This is a genomic window from Vibrio metschnikovii CIP 69.14 (assembly GCF_000176155.1).
GTDB lineage: Bacteria > Pseudomonadota > Gammaproteobacteria > Enterobacterales > Vibrionaceae > Vibrio > Vibrio metschnikovii.
Genome location: NZ_ACZO01000007.1, coordinates 327,549 through 347,328, shown reverse-complemented (window position 1 = coordinate 347,328; position 19,780 = coordinate 327,549). Strand labels below are relative to the sequence as shown.

Genomic DNA, 19,780 nt, shown 5'->3' with positions numbered 1-19,780 from the left:
TTATCTCTCCTAGTGTTGTGTTTGATAGGCTAGTTTGTCTTCAAGTGAGGCTGGCTGTTGTTCATCATGATAACGACCAGTTTTTAAGCTACTTGGGCCCTTTCGAGCGAAGGTGATCATCAGATATCCTTCAATGATTATGAAAACAGTGTACAGGCTGAGAATAACGATAAGAGATGTAATCAGGTTTTCAACCGGTTGAGAGGATGCGGCAATTGCCACAGGGAGAATTTCACCGATTGCCCAAGGTTGACGACCATATTCAGCGACAAACCAGCCCGCTTCTATAGCAATCCAAGGTAGGGGAATAGACCATAGTGCGGCTTTTAACACCCAAGGTTTTTGAGTGATTTTTTGCCGATACGCCTGTATGAATGCAGCCCCAAAAACAAACAACATGATAAAACCGCAGCCAACCATGATTCTAAATGACCAAAAAAGTGGCCATACTGTTGGAATTGAATCATCCGCGGCTTGCTGGATTTGTTGTTCGGTAGCATCGGTAACGGTATCGGTATAGCGTTTAAGTAATAGACCATAACCGAGATCTTGTTTTTTTTGATCAAATGCTTGCTCTGTTTCGTGAGACTTATCTCCATCACGTAAGCGTCCAAGCAGTTCATAAGCCTTGATCCCATTACGAATTCGAACCAAATGTTCAGATCGCAAATCATGAAGTCCGATTACTGGTTTATCTAAAGAACGAGTGGCGATCATTCCCATCAGATAGGGAATTTTTATTGCATAATGCGTTTCGCCTTTTTGTTGGTTTGGTAACCCCAATATGGTGAACGCTGCAGGTGCAGGTTCGGTGTACCATTCCGCTTCAATGGCTGCTAGCTTGACTTTTTGAACATCACCCAGTTTATAACCAGATTCATCGCCCAGTATGATGACCGAAATTATCGAAGCCATACCGAAAGAAGCCGCTACTGCAAATGAACGCCGTGCAAAAGCGACATCTCGATTTTTCAATAAGTAGTAAGAGCTCACCCCAAGAATAAACATCGCACCACAGGTATAAGCAGAAGTGACCGTATGTAGAAATTTAACCTGAGCTATAGGGTTGAGCACAACTTCGGCAAAGCTGGTCATTTCCATACGCATGGTTTGATAGTTAAACTCGGCTCCAATCGGGTTTTGCATCCAACCATTTGCAACTAAAATCCATAGAGCTGAAAAGCTAGAACCTAAAGCAACCAGCCAAGTTACGACTAAATGTTGACGTTGAGATAAACGTTCCCAGCCAAAAAAGAACAGGCCGACAAAAGTTGATTCAAGGAAAAAAGCGACCAGTGCTTCAATCGCGAGAGGAGCACCAAAAATATCCCCTACATAATGGGAATAGTAAGACCAGTTAGTACCAAACTGGAACTCCATGGTTAACCCCGTAGTCACACCTAATGCAAAGTTAATCCCAAATAGCTTACCCCAAAAACGAGTCATATCTTGATAGATCTGTTTGCCAGTGAGTACATAGATCGACTCCATAATGGCAAGTAGGCAAGACATTCCGATAGTCAGCGGGACGAAAAGAAAGTGAAACATGGCGGTTAACGCGAATTGTAAGCGTGATAATTCAACAACATCAATCATTAAAGCTCCAAACATCATTATGATGGTCTTAATATCAAGAACTGGAGCGCATTTCAGCACAGTTATTGCAAACTAAACTAGAACAGATTGATGGTTAAAAAACAGAACAGAATAACTGAGAGCATGTTTAGTTAATTGGCTCGAGTCTGTACTTCCATTGTTCGAATGAGAGTACCAAGGGTTTTAATGGCTTTCTCTATTTTTTCATCACACACGTATGAACAGTTGAGTCGGATATGATGAGAGAAGCGTTTATCGCTACTAAATATAATCCCGGGTGCAATGGATATGTTGTGCTCTAGGGCTTGTTCATAAAGTGTTTCTACACAAATACTGTCGGGAAGTTCAATCCATATAAAATATCCACCTTTATTTCTGTGAATAATCACACTGGCTGGAAAAGAGGTTTGCAATAAATCAATATGGTTTTTTTTACGGTCATTCAAAATCTTACGTAGCTTTTTAAGATGATTGTCAAAGCTATAAAAGGTTAAGTAATGGGATAAACCGAGCTGAATTGGAATGCTGCTTGAAAGTGTCGAAAAATGCTGCAAGCGTTGTATTTTTAATGCATGGTTACCAGCGACTACCCAGCCAATTCTAAATCCAGGTGACAATGATTTTGAGAATGAACCGCATAACATGATGCTCCCTTCTTTATCATAAGCTTTAGCTGGCAATGAACTTTGATTCCCTGCATAAAGTTCACGATAAACATCATCTTCGATCATAGTGATCTCATGCTGATTAACTAACTCGGCTAAGCGTTTTTTACGATGATTACTCATTGAATAACCAACCGGATTTTGTGATTCTGTCATGAACCAGCAGGCTTTTATATCCATAGAGACAAACACAGATTCTAATACATCAAGATCGATTCCATTTTCAGGGTCGGTGGGTATCTCAACCGCCGTTAGGTTAAGTCTTTCAATCACTTGTAATACGCCATAAAAAGCAGGGTATTCTATGGCGACTAAATCACCGGGTTCAGTACAAGATTGTAAACATAGATTTAATGCTTCCATTGCTCCTGAAGTAATGACAATGTCGTCAGGCAATACATTTAACCCGCTCACTTGATAGCGTTGAGCTATTTGCCGGCGAAGCGTTTTACTACCGGGAGGTAAATTAGTTAACATACTATTACCAAGCATTTGTCGGCTGGCATTCGCTAAGCTACGTGATAGAGCTTGATGAGGAAACAAAGCCGGGTCTGGAAATGCAGAGCTGAATGGGATGATACTCGGGTCTTTGGCTCGCTGAAGGACATCGTATAACAAATCACTGATTTTAACCGGGTACGGCTTTATCACTTTTTGGGTAGAGTTCTCTGAGGTTAGCTCATTTCTTCTAGGGAGAACAAAATAACCTGATTTAGGTTTTGATCGCACATAGCCTTGATCTTCTAGCTGTTGGTAGGCTTGAAGTACAGTTTCAATACTTAGTTTATAGCGTTGACACGCTGCTCTAATGGATGGAATCTTCTCTCCACTGAGCCAAATGTTCTGTTCTATTTGACTTTTAATGGTATTGGCGAGTACTTGTGATTTCTTCATCAAAAGCCCTTCTTGATAAATAGCTTAAATCGATTGAGATTATCTCAACCTTAAAACACAGCTAAGAGAATAACTCAAGTGAGAAATAAAATACCTTCAGAAAAGATCATACTTAAGGTAAGCGATTGAAACACCGCCCATAGCAAAAAAGCCAGCATAAGGCTGGCTAAAGTGACACATTGAAAAAGTAGTGGTGCGGTGATTAGTTAAGTAGTGATTGAACGTATTCTGCAATTTCTGGTACTTGGCAATGCGCGAAGAAACACTCTTGGAAACGCGCACCACCTACCGCAGTTTTGACCAAATCTTGATCAATCGAACGTAGAGCCGTCACCACGTCTTTTGCTACGGCAGATTTCACTTGGCTAAGAATGCCTGCGTTGCGCTGTTGTGGCTCAGCGCGCTCAATGGGGTAGCCTTGACCTCTTTGACCTGTAAAGGCTTTTTCAAAAATGTAGCGAACATTTAATTCGCCCGCCCAACCGAATCCTTTAGCAAAAGCTAATGCGAGAGCATTGCCATTGTTGATCTGGTTAAATAAGAAAGCATCTGAGGGCTCTAAACAGTAACCACAAATAACACCGGGATGAAGGTTACAAGACATCATGGCGCCTTGCCCTGTACCACAACCTGTAACAACAAAATCGACCGCTTTTGAGTTTAGCAAAATACTGGCCATGATCCCTAAATGGATATAAGTCAGGTGATGGTCATTGTCATCGGACATACCGACGTTGAATACATCGTTGCCTAATGGTGTCGCGACGGTGTTCAGTTCATTCAGTACCATAGCATTCTTCGCTGCTTGGCTGTTTTCCATCATCAGTGCGATTTTCATGGTGTTTCTCCTGCGGCTAAGCCGCTTAACATAAGAGTAAAAATAAAGTGATTATTGAATAAAATCTTTGCGCATCGGAGTAAAGTTATCTAACAATACGCCAGCTTCTCGGCAGACACAGCCATGCATAACATTCGGCTCTTTGTATAAGGCATCGCCAGCTTTGACGATTTTGGTTTCATCGCCAATGGTGAATTCGAACTCTCCCGACAGCACATAAGTTAATTGCTCATGTGGATGACTATGCATTGGGCCTACGGCCCCTTTCTCAAAGTACACTTCGACACTCATTATATTGTCACTGTACGCGAGAATTTTGCGTGATACACCTGCGCCGAGATCTTCTAGCTTTACCTCTTTGTTATAGACAAACATCGTATCTCCTTCTTTTATAGAGTTTGGGTTGCGATGATTCGTTTTTGATCACGTAACAGCCGATAAATGGTCACACTATTGACCATGATCACGGTTAGTTCGAGCAGAGTTCCGCCGATGGAACCGATCAAAATATTATTGGTTAGCCAGCAACATGCGCCAATTAAAAAGGCAATGCGCATTGATACACCACGCAACATGAAAATAGCAAACGTACCAATCATAGTGCCGATGACTGGCCATAAATCCGACCAGTGTTCAGCAATCGATATCCCTAATACGCCTCCCGCAATCAAAAAAAGCATCGCAACATATTTGGAGGAGGTATAAATAGAGCTGCCTGTTCTTAATGCAGATAGTGCCGCGCTGAACGCGGATACCATCGAGCCAAGCAAGAAAAAGTGGAGAAGATGATTGAGATTAAAAATCAACATAATGATTTTTAATCGTCGGTCGTCTTTTTGGTAAAAAGTGGAGATCCCTAAAGCAAAACTAACCAACCCTAAAGCTTGAGCCAGTGATAAATCTACCATCATCTTCTCGAATACTTATGTGTGATTAACGTGCTAACCAACCACCATCAACGGCAATCGTGTAACCATTGATATAATCAGAGGCTGAAGAGGCTAAAAAGATAACCGGGCCAGCTAAGTCATTCGGTGTTCCCCAGCGACCGGCTGGAATGCGGTCAAGAATTTCTTTACTGCGTTCTTCATCAGAGCGAAGAGCTGCAGTATTGTTGGTTGCCATGTAACCTGGAGCAATCGCGTTGACATTTACGTTGTGCTGAGCCCATTCATTGGCCATCAGACGTGTAATACCCATTACGCCACTTTTGGATGCTGTATAAGAAGGAACACGAATACCGCCTTGGAAAGAGAGCATTGAAGCGATGTTGACGATTTTCCCGCCTTTACCTTGTGCAATAAATTGTTTGGCTACGGCTTGTGACATGAAAAATACCGATTTGATATTGATGTTCATGACATCGTCCCAGTCTTTCTCGCTGAATTCGATGGCATCATTACGGCGAATGATACCTGCGTTATTAACTAAGATATCGATATGTCCTAGCTCGGTCACTGCGCGATCAACAATTGATGGAATATCGTCTAACACCATGAGGTTGGCACGGATATCGATAAACTTACGTCCCGTTTCAGCCATTTTTTCTATGGTTTCTGTTGGCTCGACAATATTTACTCCAACAATATCACATCCAGCTTTAGCGAGACTGAGCGCCATTCCTTGACCTAAGCCTGTATCACAACCTGTAACGATGGCAACTTTGCCTTCTAAGTTGAATGAATCAAGAATCATAATATTTTTCCTTCATAGCAGTGGTGTTGTGATTCGGCTAGATTCGCCATCTCACCCAGTAGTTGTATCGTCCCTGAAAATTAACCTAAACGCAAATATTTTTGAAAAGCTGTTTTAAAAATATTGATGCCGGTCTTGTTTTTTTGTCATTGAGATTTGCGCGGTTTCAAAATATTGAAAAGGCTTTTTAAAAATAGTGGTTAACATAAAGTGAATGGTTATAATAAAAACACAAAAGAAACAGCAAGGATCAATAATGGAAAAATCAACGCAGCCAGAACCAGTATCTTCTGTTCTGAAAGTCTTTAGCATTCTTCAAGCTTTGGGTGAGCAAAAAGAGATCGGTGTTTCTGAGCTTTCTCAGCGCTTGATGACATCGAAAGCTACCACTTATCGATTTTTACAAACAATGAAATCGATGGGCTACGTGGCTCAAGAAGGCGAAGCTGATAAATACCGCCTCACTTTAAAATTGTTTGAACTCGGTTCTAAGTCACTTGAATATGTCGATTTAGTCGAATTAGCGGATAAAGAAATGCGCTTTATTTCACAGCAAACGAATGAAGCACTGCATTTAGGTGCGTTGGATGGTAACGGCATCATCTATATTCATAAAATTGATTCTGGCTATAACTTGCGGATGCAATCACGCATTGGGCGTCGTAACCCATTGTATAGTACGGCTATCGGTAAGGTGCTCTTATCAGACAGAGAAGAAATGTTTGTTCGTGACACATTAGCGGATGTCGAGTTTATCAAACATACCGAAAACACATTAGAAAATACCGATCAGTTGATCGCCGAGCTAGAACGAGTTCGTGCGCAACATTTTGCGCAAGATAATGAAGAGCAAGAACCTGGTTTACGCTGTATCGCCGCTCCTGTGTACGATCGGTTTGGCCATATTATTGCTGGGTTGTCGATTTCTTTACCAACCATTCGCTTTGATGAACAGCGTTTGGATTATTATGTGGGTTTATTACAAACGGCAGGGCGCAATATTTCCGCACAGCTTGGTTATAACAATTACCCCGCTTAAGGGGACAAATAAAGCAGCCTTAGGCTGCTTTATTTGTCGATGTGTAACTTAATGAAACGTCGTTTTAATATCTAGAGGTTCATATGGGTTCATCACTAACGCCTAATATTTATAATTTTTTAGTCACAATTGACCCGTTTGATAAGCTTCCCAAAAAGATGGTTGAGTCATTAGCAAATCAAGTCAAAGTGCGTTATCTGGCGCGAGGAGAGCGAATTGAGTTTAGCGCACAGTGTGAAGAACGTTATCTGTATATTGTTCGAACGGGGGCAATAGAACAACGCCGCCGTGATGGTGAATTACGTGCGCGTTTAGGAGAGGAAGATCAATTTGGTTTTACTTTTTTAGAGCCGTTGAAAGAAGCTGAAGATGGCTATCAAGCTGAGGCTATCCAAGATTCATTATTGTATCTCGTGCCACATCATAATATGTTGAAAATCAGTGCTGAGCATCCAGAGTTTGCGGATTATTTTGCGGCTCAAGCACGACTACGATTGAACTCTGCGGTGGAACATACCTGTCGAGAAGAAGAAAAGGGGCTTTTCTTTCGTCGAGTCTCGGAAATCGCGAGTGATAACATTACCATCGCCGATGAAAACTTGTCAATTCATCAGGTGGCTCAAGCGATGTGTGGTGAGGAAGGGCGCTTTAGTTCATGCGCGGTGATTACCCGGCAGGATGAAATTGTCGGTATTGTTACCGATCGAGACATGACGCGTAATGTAGTCGCTGCAGCGGTTAATATTACTCAGCCTATTCGTCACGTGATGACCAAAAACCCACAACTTATCCATGCCGATGATAAAGTGATTCAAGCCATTTCTATTATGCTGCAATATAACATTCGTTGTTTGCCTGTGGTCAATGGTAATCAGGTTGTTGGGTTATTAACGACTTCACATCTGGTTCACAATCATCGAACACAAGCGCTGTTTTTAATTGAAAAAATTAAATATGCCAGCTCAGTTAATGCGTTAGCTGCGTTAAAATCAGAAAAACAGGCTATTTTTGAATCGTTAGTTGAAAGCGGAGTGAGCGCTGAGATACAAGGGCGAGTCATGTCGATGATCATGGATGCTTTTACACGTCGCTTACTGCAAATTACCGAAGAGTTGTTAGGCCCACCACCTTGTGAGTATGCTTGGGTAGTTGCGGGCTCACATGCACGCAATGAAGTCCATATGTTATCAGATCAAGACAGTGCCTTGGTATTAGCCGATAATGCAAAGCCAGATGATAGGCTCTACTTTACTCATTTAGCGATGCGTGTTTGTAATGGGTTGGCTGCTTGTGGTTATCCATTGTGTGATGGTAAATATATGGCAGCGTCACCCAAATGGTGTCAACCGCTGAATATCTGGAAAAAATATTATCATAAATGGGTTACGAGTCCAGAATACAATAAGCTGTTGAGTATTAGCGTTTTTCTAGAAGTTCGGTCCATTTACGGTAACAGTGAACTGGTTGAGCAGATGCAGCACTACCTTCATGAGTGTTTACAAAATAGTCCGATTTTTTTACCAGCGTTGGTACGTGATGCTATTGATACTCAGCCTCCTTTGGGCATTTTTAATCATCTTGTTCTCGAAAAAGGCGGAGAAAACAGTAACACTCTTAATATTAAGAAATTTGCTTTAAATTTAATCATCGATCTAGCACGTATTTTTAGTTTAGCTGCAGGAGGCTCGATGACTGGAACGGAAGAACGATTTAGGTTTGCTGTTCAGCAAGGCATGATGTCAGAAGACAGTTGCCAAAATATAATTGGAGCGTTTAAGTTTATTACTCAAGTTCGCTTTCAGCATCAGTTACAAGCCATTCGTGAAGGGAAGGAGGCCAATAATCATATTGCTCCTGACTCGTTCAGCAGTTTTGAACGAAAGCACCTTAAAGAAGCATTTAAAATCATCAGTGAGCTACAGGACGTCGCTAAGATCAGATTCTTAAAGGGATAAACTCATGTTTCAAGCACTTAAACGCCATTTCGAATCGTCAAGTAAACGTTATCAACAGCAACAACATTTAGCAAAGAATGCCGAGTGGTCTCCCGGTTTAGCCCATTATTTGAATACTCCTCTGCCTTGTATTGAGGCTATGATTGTTCAAGTCGATTTCGTTGCTTTCGATTTTGAAACGTCAGGGGTTAACGCTAGACAAGATCATATCTTGAGCTTAGGCTGGGTTGATATGACGCTGGATGAAATCGATCTTGCTGCGAGCGAAGAGTTGTTCGTTTGTCATCCACAATTTATTACCGCCCAATCGGCACAAATTAATCATATTACCCCTAAAATATTATCTGCAGGATTAACGCTGGATGAGGCAATGGATCGCCTTTTTATTCGCTTGGCAGGAAAAGTCGCATTGGTTCATGGTTCGTGTATTGAGCGTGCTTTTGTAGAACGCTATTTACAACAGCGTTATGGCTTAGAGCAGTTCCCTTGTGTGTGGATAGACACATTGCAAATCGAAAAGCAGATGACCTATCAAGGGCAAACGGATATACAACGCAGTTTTCAGTTACATGATGTTCGGGCTCGTTATGGGTTGCCTCAGTATAGTGCTCATTCGGCAGCTATGGATGCTCTGGCCACTGCCGAATTATTTACTGCGCAAGTGAAATCGATCTTTAGAGGGCATATGCCAAGAGTTGAAAAGTTGATGATGTAAATTGAAGAGCACTATTTTACTTAGCAAGCAGAGAGCTAAGCTTAACTCTCTGCTGCGATAGCGTTGATTATTTTGAAAAGGTTTATTCTGGATAGGTTTTTTTTAAATAGTCGCTTTGCAGAATGTACATCCGTTTGACGTCTCGGTAACGACCATTAATGAAAAACTCTTGTACTAAATGCCCTTCTTCAATAAAACCACATTTTTCATATAGATGAATCGCTTTATCGTTTTCAATCGATACATGCAGATAAATTTTGTGTAAATTGAGAATGGTGAAAGAGTAATCCAGCGCACGATGAATTAAGGTGCGGGCAAACCCTTTACCTTGATGCTCTGGGGTAATGATGATTTGAAATTCAGCACTGCGGTGGATGTAGTTAATTTCGATGAGCTCGACTAAGCCAATCAGATCTTTTTGCTGATTCTCAACCACGAAACGCCGTTCGGCGTTGTCATGAATGTGTTTGTTGTACAACTCTTCCAGTTCATCAAACGATTCATACGGCTCTTCAAACCAGTAAGACATAATGTTGCGGTTATTATTCAAATTATGAATAAAGCGCAAGTCGCCGCGCTCTAAAGCTCTAAGAGATAGCTGGTGTTTCATGGATAATCCTTATTATTCTTTTATTGTATTTAACTGTACATCATAGTGGTTAATGGGGGCGGATCTCTGCGAACTAAGATGATTTGCTTCGGTTTATCTTTATTTTAGTTGAGCCGTGATCATCTGTGCGAGAAGATTTAAGCTGGGTTGCCATTTTTTTTCATCATTCAAATTTGCCACGCTAAAGCGAATACAGTGAGTGAATTGATGTTGGGTCGCAAATAGATGCCCTGGCAAGAAGCTGATTTTTTTTGGTAGACATTGTTGGTAGAGCTCGTAAGTATCGATATGAGACGGTAGTGTTAGCCAGTTTAAAAAGGAACCTTCTGGATGACTGAGGTGGTATTGTCCCTGTAATCCTTGTTGGCCATTGAATGCTTGGTTCAACATGGTGGTAAACTTTTGCTGGCGATATTGATATAGGCGGCGCATTTTAGCAAGATGAGTTTTGTATTGGCCTGAAGAGAGAAACTCAGCCACTGCTGATTGTATTAAATTTAGGCTGCCCATGTTCTCACTGAGTAAAATCTTATCTATTTTTTCCATGTATTGTCCAGCAATTATCCAGCCAATTCGAAGTCGAGAATCTAACGTTTTAGACAGCGAATTAATATAAATAACTCTATCGTGGTTATCCAAGCTTTTTAAGCTGGGGATTGGGTCGTTAAATCCTAAATAACCAAAGACATCATCTTCAATGATTGGCAGTGAGGATGTTTTTTCTAGCAGTATTTTACGGTGTAGCAGTGGCATCAATGCCCCTGTTGGATTAGTAAAATTAGGCGTAAGCAATAACGCTTTGATTGGCCAGCGCTGTAAAGCATCAACCAGTGCATCTAGATCAATGCCAGTTATTGTGTGGCTGGGTATTTCCACCACTCTTAACCCTAAAGACTCGATTAACAATAAGGTACCAAAATAACAAGGCGACTCGACGGCCACGATGTCTCCCACTTGAGTGAGCGCTCGAAAAGCTAAGCTGATGGCTTGTTGTGCTCCATGAGTAATGGCAATGTCTCGACTCTGGGCAAAGATACCGCTCTCTTGCGAAAGTTTTGCTAGCTGTTTTACGAGTTGGTTATTCCCCGGTGGCAGTTGATAGTGACTGGGAATATGCGTTTGTTTACGACTGTGACGTCCGATATGTGCATACAAACTACGAATGGCACTAGAGTCGGTATTCGGGTGTGCGGAACCTGCTGACATCTCATAGTGTTTGATTGGATTGGCCAGAATGTCTTTCGACATTGACAACAAATCGACTTGGCGAGGTGTTTGCTCACTGATTTCTAACGATGACGGTGGTGGCGAAACACAGTAACCACTTCTTGGCTGAGCGTACACCCATCCTTGAGCTTCTAACACTTGATAGGCTCGAATGACGGTATTTTTGCTCACCGATAGGGCAAGGGCTAATTCACGAATGGATGGTAGTTTTTCGTGTGAATTAAACAAACGTTGCTCAATGGCATGGCGTAAATACGCTTCAACTTGTTTATATTTGCAAATTTTGACCATTCTGTACCCGTTGAAATAATGGAAACTGTGCCTTTTTGTTTTTCTGTACCCAATTAAAGTAGCGTAATTGTTATCCTCATGGCGAGAGATTTTCTATGTTCATTAAAATGATCCCTTTTCTGTTTGTCATATTATGGTCTTCAGGCTTCGTGGGTGCTCGTTATGGGCTGACTTATGCTGAACCTATGACATTGCTCAGCTTGCGTATGCTGTTAACGGTACTTTTATTCGGAGGTTTGCTGGCTCTTTTTAAACGGCAATCTATCCCAAAAGGGAAAGCACTATGGCACGCAAGTGTTGCTGGTTTACTGATTCATGGGTTGTATTTGGGCGGAACTTATCAGGCGATTTATTGGGGGATGCCGGCAGGGTTAACCTCATTGTTAGTCGGTACTCAACCTGTGATGACCGTTTTGCTGTTGGTTATCATGACGCCACAACGTTTTACTGTTAGTCAATGGATTGGGCTGGGGATAGGATTTGTCGGTATCAGCTTGGTCTTGCTTGGTAACCTTGAGTGGCAATCAGAAGAGAAGCAATGGGCAGCGGTAGGAATGTGTCTTCTCTCTTTGTTTGGTATCACTGTTGGCACTTTGTACCAGAAAAGATTTTGTCAACAGAGTGATCTATTGGGGGGAACCTTGGTGCAATACATGGCGGCTTCCATACTATTTATTCCTCTTGCGCTTAAGGTTGAAAGTATGAGTATTCAATGGACGACGACGTTTGTGTTGACCATGGTTTGGTTAGTCGTTGTTTTATCATGTGTTGCCGTTTTACTTTTGCTGTACATGGTCGAGCATGGTGCTTCATCCAATGTCGCTTCTATTTTTTATTTGGTTCCGCCGACGACGGCGATTCAGGCATGGTTTGCGTTTGATGAATCATTGGATGGATTGGGGATATTAGGTTTTATATTAACCGCGTTAGCGGTGTACTTTGTCGTCAAAAAGCCGAAGCTATGGGGACGAAAACGAAGCTTAATATTGGAAAATTAAGTTACTTTGAATACCGCAGACAACGGTTTCAGACCGTTGTCTGCAAGGACGAGACTTAACGCTCAATCACAACGCCTTTTTCTTGATGTAAGCGTTGACATGCACGGCCGTCACTGTGGAATAAATGGCAGCGATGAGCGGGCAGGCCAATGGTGAGCGTATCCCCGACTTCGATATCGAGCGTGTCTGGCTGGCGGTAGATGATGTCAGAGTCTGAGCCTTTCACATTCATATACACTTGGGTTTCATTGCCGAGTTTTTCAACAATCATCACTTTGCCATCGATGGGCGCATCGCCATCTTCTGGTAAGAGTAAGTGCTCAGGACGTACACCGAGTGACATACGAGCACCGGCGGTGACGGTGGTACCATCAACAGGGATCCAGAAAGAGAAACCGTTAGACAGTTTGACTTTTACGCGCTCTTTCTCTGCTTCTTCAATCGTGACACTCATAAAGTTCATTTTTGGCGAGCCAATGAATCCAGCTACAAAGCGGTTTTTCGGGTAGTGATAGAGCTCAAGCGGTTTACCGACTTGCGAAACAAAACCAGCATCGAGAACGACGATTTTATCGGCCATGGTCATCGCTTCGACCTGGTCATGGGTTACGTAGATCATCGTGCAACCGAGTTTGCGCTGTAGCTTGGTAATTTCAGAGCGCATTTGTACACGCAACGCTGCATCTAGGTTAGACAGTGGTTCATCGAGTAAGAACACATCGGGTTGAGAAACTAGGGTCCGCCCAATCGCGACCCGCTGACGTTGACCGCCAGAAAGTGCTTTAGGTTGACGGTCTAATAGATGGCTTAGTTGCAGGATATCAGCCACTTTTTCTACTCGTTGGCTAATGTCCGCTTTACTGGCTTTGGCTAGTTTGAGGCCAAACGACATGTTGTCGTATAAATTAAGATGCGGATAAAGGGCATACGATTGAAATACCATGCCGACACCACGTTTTGACGGTTCGACATCGTTCATGCGTTGATCGCCGATATAAAGGTCACCAGAGGTGATCTCCTCAAGGCCAGCAATACAGCGTAATAAGGTGGATTTGCCACAACCTGATGGACCTACGAAAACGACAAATTCGCCTTCTGGGATTTCTAAATCAACATTTTTAGAAATCAATACATCACCATAAGCTTTACATACATTTTTTAACGTGACACTCGCCATGTAGCTCGTCCTCGATCAAGATTTTTTAATGATTACTGCCTATCATTATATGAATTATCTTGCAGGCAATAACAGTAGGAATACATTAAGGTGAATCATTTTTCATGGTGAATGCCGATGATTCTGCAGCGATGCTGCGTTACCTCTCATTTCATTAGTAAGAAAAGAAAGGGTGATGCCTACAACGTCATTGACTTGTAGAAAACATCACCCATCAAAGCCAAGAATCAGTTTGCTTCCCCCGCCATGCTCGAACGTCTCCCCCGTACAATAATTACCACGAACGCTCAAGTGATGACAGCAAACCCATTCGGCAATGCAAGCCAGCACTGCAATAGATACTGGAAAGGGTTCTTACCATCCACTCTTGGATGTGCTTAGTTTCCTTGATGATGTGGTTGCTCACATCCTCCCGTTGCTTTTTTTTATAGGGGGAGTAGCCAAGGATGAGGCGGAGGAGGGGATAAAACCATCATATAGATCCAGTTCAAATTATTGATTGTCATGAAGTTGAACTTCATCACAGTCAACGCTTTTTTTGTGACTATGATCGCTAACCTGTGACGATGTAGATCACGAAACTAGGCCATAATGGCTAGGGCGTAGGGAGTAGGAGGATGAGTCACCCCCGTTTTTTGCTGATGATAGATGGCGAAATACGGCAAAACCTCAATCGGTGTTCGCCCTACAACACAAATAACAAGGATATGAAGATGAAAAATGCCCTAAGCACTGTCGCGCTAAGCACTTTGGTTGCGCTTGGCTCATTTGGTGCAAATGCTGCTATTCAAGAAGGACAACTCACAATCTGGATCAACGGTGATAAAGGTTATAACGGCCTAGCTGAAGTTGGTAAGAAATTCGAAGCCGACACGGGGATTAAAGTTACCGTTGCTCACCCTGATGGTTTACAAGACCGTTTCCCGCAAACGGCAGCAACGGGTGATGGTCCTGACATTGTGTTTTGGGCGCATGACCGATTTGGTGGCTATGCCGAAGCGGGTTTATTAGCAGAAATCAAACCTTCACAACGCATTAAAGACGGTATTGTTGATTTTGCATGGGATGCCGTTCGCTATGATGGCAAACTGATTGGTTACCCCATTGCGGTTGAATCTCTCTCGCTGATTTATAACAAAGATTTAGTTCCTAACCCGCCAAAAAACTGGGAAGAAGTGGCTGAGCTTGATGCAAAACTCAAGAAGCAAGGTAAATCTGCGATTATGTGGAACTTAAAAGAACCTTACTTCACTTGGCCACTGATGGCTGCTGATGGTGGCTATGCCTTTAAATACACTGGCGGCGGTTACGATATTAAAGACGCTGGCATTGCCAATAAAGGCGTTAAAGATGCGATGAACTTTGTAAAAGGTTTGGTCGATAAAGGCGTCATCTCTGCCGATATGGATTATTCGGTGTCGGAAGCGGCCTTTAACCAAGGTAATACCGCGATGACCATTAATGGTCCTTGGTCTTGGAATAACATTGAGCGTTCAGGCATCAATTATGGTGTGACCACGCTACCAAGATTTAATGGTCAAGCCTCAAAACCATTTGTTGGCGTATTAACCGCTGGGATCAGCACCGCTTCACCTAACCGTGATCTTGCCGTGGAGTTTTTGGAAAACTACCTGCTGACCAACGAAGGTTTACGTATGGTGGATAACGATAAACCATTGGGTGCTGTTGCGTTGAACTCTTTCCAAAGTGAACTCGATTCTGATGCTCGTATCGCAGCAACGATGGATAACGCACTGAACGGTGAAGTGATGCCAAACATCCCACAGATGAACGCTTTCTGGGGAGCGGCGAAGAGCGCTATCATCAATATCGTTGATGGACGTCAAACCGTTGATGCCGCTTTGGCGGATGCAGAAAGACAAATGACGCGATAATTTTATTCGATAGTACTTTTTGAGGAGAGGGTAACCTCTCCTTATTTTCTCAGTTTTCATTTCGCTAGCAGGTTGTTATATGCAGTCAATTCAAGGTACAGAGGCGATATCAGTTTCAGCCAAAATACGATCAATCAGCAAAGGCTCAATCCTTAAATGGGCCGTTTTAAGCGCAGTAGGTATCGTGAATGGCTATACAACGATTTTAATGTATTCTCGCGGTGAGCTGGCATTCGCTATGCTTACTCTGGTTCTTACTGTTTTAGCTTTGTATATTTTTGGTAGTAAGAAGACCTACGCTCATCGTTATATTTATCCAGGGGTAGCAGGGATGATCCTGTTTATCCTTTTTCCTCTTGCTTATACCGTCAATTTAGCATTTACCAACTACAGCGCTAAAAATCAGCTCTCCTTTGAGCGAGCGCAGACGGTGTTATTAAATCGTACTTATCAAAGTGGCGATAGCTATCCTTTTACATTGCACAAGGCGGATGATGGCTATCGTATCGCTGTGCAAGACGGTGATGAGTGGTATATCACTGAAAGTTTCCCTCTGACAGGTTCTGTCCCTGCTGATTTGTATCTTGCTCCGCTTGATAGTCCACTGGGTGAGCCTGAACCGGTACGCACCATTGTTGGCTATCGCAGTACCTTATCGGGGATTGATTTGCACTTCCCATCAGGCATTGATATTCGGATGAGTGGCTTACGCCAATTTGCCGGTGTAGTCCCTCTTTACACGGTGCAAGAAGATGGTAAGACGCTATTCAATAATCGAACCGGTGAATGGTTACGTCCGAACATGGAGGTCGGCTTTTATCAGGTGATAGACGAACAAGGTGAGTTTGTCGGTCCGACAGTGTCTCCCGGATTTATCGTGTCAATTGGTACGCATAACTTTGAGCGAGTATGGAAAGATGATGGTATTAAAGAGCCATTCATCAGCATCTTTATCTGGACGATTGTCTTCTCGGTTTTATCCGTCGCTTTTACCTTGGTGATTGGTTTGATATTGGCGAGCTTGGTACAGTGGGAGTCGTTAAAAGGTCGTGCGGTGTATCGGGTCCTATTAATCTTGCCTTATGCAGTCCCTGCGTTTATTTCTATCCTGATTTTTAAAGGGTTATTTAACCAAAGTTTTGGTGAAATAAACATGATGCTACAAGCCATTTTTGGCATAAGCCCTGCTTGGTTCTCGGATCCTTTCTTGGCGAAAACCATGGTGTTGATTGTTAACACTTGGTTGGGTTTCCCTTACATGATGATTTTATGTATGGGTCTACTAAAAGCGATTCCCGATGATCTTTATGAAGCTTCGGCGATTGATGGCGCAAACTTCATACACAATTTTACTCGCATTACTTTGCCTTTGATGATTAAGCCATTAACCCCATTACTGATCGCGAGCTTTGCTTTCAACTTTAATAACTTTGTGATGATTCAGTTATTAACTCAGGGTGGCCCTAACATGATTGGCACATCGGAACCTGCTGGTTATACCGATCTGCTGGTGAGCTATACCTATCGTATCGCGTTTGAAGGTGCGGGCGGTCAAGACTTTGGTCTGGCTAGTGCGATTGCGACCTTAATCTTCTTGTTAGTGGGAGCGTTAGCGCTGTTCAACTTACGTTTTGCCAAAGTATCAGAAACTAAATAGGAGCGAAGAAAATATGGCTATGGTTCAAGGAAAGTCGCTCAAATATCGAGTTTGGGCCTCACACATCGCGTTATGGGCATTTTTATCACTGATTATTTTCCCATTATTGATGGTTATTGCTATCTCATTTCGTGAAGGTAACTTTGCGACGGGCAGCCTTATCCCCGATCGGCCGTCACTTGAGCACTGGAAATTGGCATTAGGTATGACGGTTACGCACGCCGACGGCACGGTGATCCCGCCGCCTTTCCCAGTGCTGACTTGGTTGTGGAACTCGGTTAAAGTTGGGGTAATCAGCTCGGTGTTTATTGTGGCTCTGTCGACAACATCGGCTTATGCGTTTGCGCGGATGCGTTTTAAGGGCAAAGAAACCATCTTAAAAGCGATGATGATTTTTCAAATGTTTCCTGCGGTATTGGCTTTGGTCGCCATTTACGCGTTGTTTGATAAATTAGGTCAATACATCCCGTTTTTAGGTTTAAATACCCATGGTGGTTTAATCTTTGCTTATCTTGGTGGTATCGCGTTACATGTCTGGACGATTAAAGGGTATTTTGAAAGTATCGATAGTTCGTTAGAAGAGGCCGCGGCCCTTGATGGTGCCACACCTTGGCAAGCGTTTAGATTGGTTTTACTGCCATTGTCGGTGCCAATTTTAGCCGTGGTGTTTATTTTATCTTTCATCATGGTAGTTGGTGAAGTTCCGATAGCATCTTTATTACTATCTGATGTAAACTCTTATACGTTGGCTGTTGGAATGCAACAATACCTTTATCCGCAAAACTATTTGTGGGGTAATTTCGCTGCGGCGGCGGTATTGTCAGCATTACCTATTACTGCGGTCTTTTTAATTGCACAGCGCTGGCTCGTTGGAGGCCTAACCGCTGGCGGTGTGAAAGGATAACAATAATAAGGGCGACCATCAGGTCGCCCATTTTGTATCGACTCAACACTTTTGGTTTGGCCGCCGATCAGTTGAGTTCGATATGAGTTCTGGCGTTACGCATAGCTGGCTGTTAGCTCTATTCCTTACTAGCTTCATGACTAACAGTTTTTGTAACCGAAACCTGAGTTTAACTCAGGTTTTTTTATGCCTGACGTTTGCCGAGTTCGCTACGGTTGAAGATGATAAACAATAAGCAGAGAACAAACAGCAGAATGCCATTTGGATGCGAGGCAGATCGAAGATTTTGTATCGCGGGTTACAGCTCTCGAGTCGAGGGAGCGCAGCTCATGTACTGCAAAAGGACATATAAGCTTTCTTGCTTTAGAGCCACCTTTCGAAACAGATCGGCAAAGGTGTCATCGCCGCCAAAGCAGGCTTTGATGTAATGGTTAATCTCATCGGCAGAGTAGCCTTCGACATACAATGAACGAACCCATTGATATTCAACGGCTTTTGCATCGAGTAGGGTCGATTCACTGAGCGTAATTTTATCGAGTGTTAAGGACATGGTTTTTCTCGTTGTTATTATTTAACCTCAATCGGGGATAAGAGTATGTTCATCCCACGGGGTAGAACACGGACTCTGCCCAGTTTGGCCGCTTTATGATTGCATGAGATTGGCGTCAGTTGTGCGGGTATTATCGGTGCTACAGACCAATTAAAGCAAAGCGAGATGACGTTTCAATGACAGGAGATGTCGTTATCCCCTTCGTACTTGAAGCTGTAGCGGTGTTGGCTGGGGTCGTTCACCCCAATCGCATCGTTTGTCTATGCTCATGGGGATCGACTCACTTGCCGCTTACCTGCAACTCAAAGTTTTTGGGTATAGAGAGGCAATAGGACTTTGCTTTAAGGTTGAACGAGAAAAAGACGATGAAGCGCTTAGTTACGAAGCTTGGTTTGTGCTTCTTCGACTTTTGAAAAATCTAAGCCAAGCTCTTCGACGGCTTGTTTAATTAACGCTGGATTTTGCATTACTTGAGCGAGCAACAGTTGCAATTTATCTTGAGGTAAGCCCAGTTGGCTGATGGTGGCCATTGCTGCGAGTGGATTTTGTGTCAGTGCTTGAAACACGTCATTGATTTGTTGGTCGCTGATCGCGTGCTCTTTTAAGAGGGCTATAATTGGATTCATAAGATTACCTTTATTTTCTTCTCTTCTCTGGTTTATCCATGCATATCAGGCCCATTGATCCCGATTCGAATTCATCGGGATCAATGTTGCCTTTCTTAACGCATAAATAGCGGGAGTATTATACGTAATACGCTTCTACTGTACCTTTGAGTTGAATCAGCATTGGATTACCGTAACGATCTTTCGCTTTAGGGGAAGGAATTTTAATCCAGCCTTCACTGATACAGTATTCTTCTACATCACCGCGTTCTTTGCCGTTAAAGCGAATGCCAATCGCATGATCAAAGCATTCTGCGACAAAGAAAGGGCTACGAGAATTACTGGCTAGACGATCGGGTAAGGCTGGTTTTGCGGTTGTATCATTCATCATATGTGACCTGAAGTTACGAAAAAGTGCGCTATTGTAGACAGTGCGAGCGGAGTGTTCAAGCCACGTTTATCTCCCCTC

19 protein-coding genes are annotated in these 19,780 nt (G+C 42.9%); 7 read left to right on the top strand and 12 right to left on the bottom strand.

Annotated features, from left to right (window positions below; all coding sequences use genetic code 11):
* Nucleotides 1-9 precede the first annotated feature (9 nt).
* The 6 genes from VIB_RS13340 to kduD all read right to left on the bottom strand — a co-directional run bounded on the left by VIB_RS13340 (nucleotide 10) and on the right by kduD (nucleotide 5,688).
* Complete coding sequence (locus VIB_RS13340) at nucleotides 10-1,596, bottom strand: cytochrome ubiquinol oxidase subunit I (RefSeq protein ID WP_004396731.1); 1,587 nt, start codon at nucleotides 1,594-1,596, stop codon at nucleotides 10-12.
* Nucleotides 1,597-1,727: 131 nt separating this feature from the next.
* A complete protein-coding gene (locus tag VIB_RS13335; protein WP_004396730.1) occupies nucleotides 1,728-3,155 on the bottom strand; it encodes an aminotransferase-like domain-containing protein in 1,428 nt (475 codons plus the stop codon).
* A gap of 202 nt (nucleotides 3,156-3,357) precedes the next feature.
* Complete coding sequence (locus VIB_RS13330; protein WP_004396729.1) at nucleotides 3,358-3,993, bottom strand: RpiB/LacA/LacB family sugar-phosphate isomerase; 636 nt, start codon at nucleotides 3,991-3,993, stop codon at nucleotides 3,358-3,360.
* 51 nt (nucleotides 3,994-4,044) lie between these two features.
* Complete coding sequence (locus VIB_RS13325; protein WP_004396728.1) at nucleotides 4,045-4,368, bottom strand: cupin domain-containing protein; 324 nt, start codon at nucleotides 4,366-4,368, stop codon at nucleotides 4,045-4,047.
* Nucleotides 4,369-4,382: 14 nt separating this feature from the next.
* On the bottom strand, nucleotides 4,383-4,904 hold the full coding sequence (locus tag VIB_RS13320; RefSeq protein ID WP_040905139.1) for a YgjV family protein: 522 nt from the start codon (nucleotides 4,902-4,904) through the stop codon (nucleotides 4,383-4,385).
* Nucleotides 4,905-4,926: 22 nt separating this feature from the next.
* Nucleotides 4,927-5,688, bottom strand: a complete 762-nt coding sequence (gene kduD, locus VIB_RS13315) for a 2-dehydro-3-deoxy-D-gluconate 5-dehydrogenase KduD (protein ID WP_004396726.1) — start codon at nucleotides 5,686-5,688, stop codon at nucleotides 4,927-4,929.
* Between the two features lie 256 nt (nucleotides 5,689-5,944).
* On the opposite strand from kduD, the gene kdgR reads away from it, so the two are divergent.
* From kdgR to VIB_RS13300, 3 genes are all read left to right on the top strand, one after another.
* Entirely contained in the window at nucleotides 5,945-6,727 is a 783-nt protein-coding gene (gene kdgR, locus VIB_RS13310; protein WP_004396725.1) for a DNA-binding transcriptional regulator KdgR, read from the top strand.
* Between the two features lie 83 nt (nucleotides 6,728-6,810).
* A complete protein-coding gene (locus VIB_RS13305) occupies nucleotides 6,811-8,682 on the top strand; it encodes a DUF294 nucleotidyltransferase-like domain-containing protein (RefSeq protein WP_004396724.1) in 1,872 nt (623 codons plus the stop codon).
* Between the two features lie 4 nt (nucleotides 8,683-8,686).
* The gene (locus VIB_RS13300) at nucleotides 8,687-9,397 is read left to right on the top strand and encodes an exonuclease domain-containing protein (protein WP_004396723.1); all 711 of its coding nucleotides are present in this window, start codon (nucleotides 8,687-8,689) and stop codon (nucleotides 9,395-9,397) included.
* A gap of 82 nt (nucleotides 9,398-9,479) precedes the next feature.
* Here VIB_RS13300 and speG read toward each other — a convergent pair whose 3' ends face one another.
* Complete coding sequence (speG, locus tag VIB_RS13295) at nucleotides 9,480-10,007, bottom strand: spermidine N1-acetyltransferase (protein WP_004396722.1); 528 nt, start codon at nucleotides 10,005-10,007, stop codon at nucleotides 9,480-9,482.
* A 99-nt stretch (nucleotides 10,008-10,106) separates the two neighbouring features.
* Nucleotides 10,107-11,525, bottom strand: a complete 1,419-nt coding sequence (locus tag VIB_RS13290; RefSeq protein ID WP_004396721.1) for an aminotransferase-like domain-containing protein — start codon at nucleotides 11,523-11,525, stop codon at nucleotides 10,107-10,109.
* Nucleotides 11,526-11,620: 95 nt separating this feature from the next.
* Between VIB_RS13290 and VIB_RS13285 the strand changes: the two genes are divergently transcribed.
* Nucleotides 11,621-12,523 carry a DMT family transporter gene (locus tag VIB_RS13285; RefSeq protein WP_004396720.1) on the top strand — a complete coding sequence of 301 codons (903 nt, stop codon included), beginning with the start codon at nucleotides 11,621-11,623 and terminating at the stop codon, nucleotides 12,521-12,523.
* Nucleotides 12,524-12,578: 55 nt separating this feature from the next.
* Here VIB_RS13285 and malK read toward each other — a convergent pair whose 3' ends face one another.
* A complete protein-coding gene (malK, locus tag VIB_RS13280) occupies nucleotides 12,579-13,700 on the bottom strand; it encodes a maltose/maltodextrin ABC transporter ATP-binding protein MalK (protein WP_004396719.1) in 1,122 nt (373 codons plus the stop codon).
* A 713-nt stretch (nucleotides 13,701-14,413) separates the two neighbouring features.
* Between malK and malE the strand changes: the two genes are divergently transcribed.
* The 3 genes from malE (at nucleotide 14,414) to malG (ending at nucleotide 18,156) form a co-directional block, all read left to right on the top strand.
* The gene (gene malE, locus VIB_RS13275; RefSeq protein WP_004396718.1) at nucleotides 14,414-15,595 is read left to right on the top strand and encodes a maltose/maltodextrin ABC transporter substrate-binding protein MalE; all 1,182 of its coding nucleotides are present in this window, start codon (nucleotides 14,414-14,416) and stop codon (nucleotides 15,593-15,595) included.
* A gap of 79 nt (nucleotides 15,596-15,674) precedes the next feature.
* Entirely contained in the window at nucleotides 15,675-17,252 is a 1,578-nt protein-coding gene (gene malF / locus VIB_RS13270) for a maltose ABC transporter permease MalF (protein ID WP_004396717.1), read from the top strand.
* A 13-nt stretch (nucleotides 17,253-17,265) separates the two neighbouring features.
* Nucleotides 17,266-18,156 (top strand): maltose ABC transporter permease MalG, encoded by an 891-nt coding sequence (gene malG / locus VIB_RS13265; RefSeq protein ID WP_004396716.1) that lies wholly within the window; start codon nucleotides 17,266-17,268, stop codon nucleotides 18,154-18,156.
* A gap of 298 nt (nucleotides 18,157-18,454) precedes the next feature.
* On the opposite strand, the gene VIB_RS13260 is transcribed toward malG, so the two are convergent.
* The 3 genes from VIB_RS13260 to VIB_RS13250 all read right to left on the bottom strand — a co-directional run bounded on the left by VIB_RS13260 (nucleotide 18,455) and on the right by VIB_RS13250 (nucleotide 19,699).
* Nucleotides 18,455-18,706, bottom strand: coding sequence for a hypothetical protein (locus VIB_RS13260; RefSeq protein ID WP_040905134.1), 252 nt, complete (start codon nucleotides 18,704-18,706; stop codon nucleotides 18,455-18,457).
* Between the two features lie 374 nt (nucleotides 18,707-19,080).
* Nucleotides 19,081-19,332, bottom strand: a complete 252-nt coding sequence (locus VIB_RS13255; protein WP_004396715.1) for a DUF2999 family protein — start codon at nucleotides 19,330-19,332, stop codon at nucleotides 19,081-19,083.
* 118 nt (nucleotides 19,333-19,450) lie between these two features.
* Nucleotides 19,451-19,699: a DUF3297 family protein gene (locus VIB_RS13250; protein WP_040905130.1), complete on the bottom strand. Its 249-nt coding sequence runs from the start codon at nucleotides 19,697-19,699 to the stop codon at nucleotides 19,451-19,453.
* Between the last annotated feature and the right edge of the window lie 81 nt (nucleotides 19,700-19,780).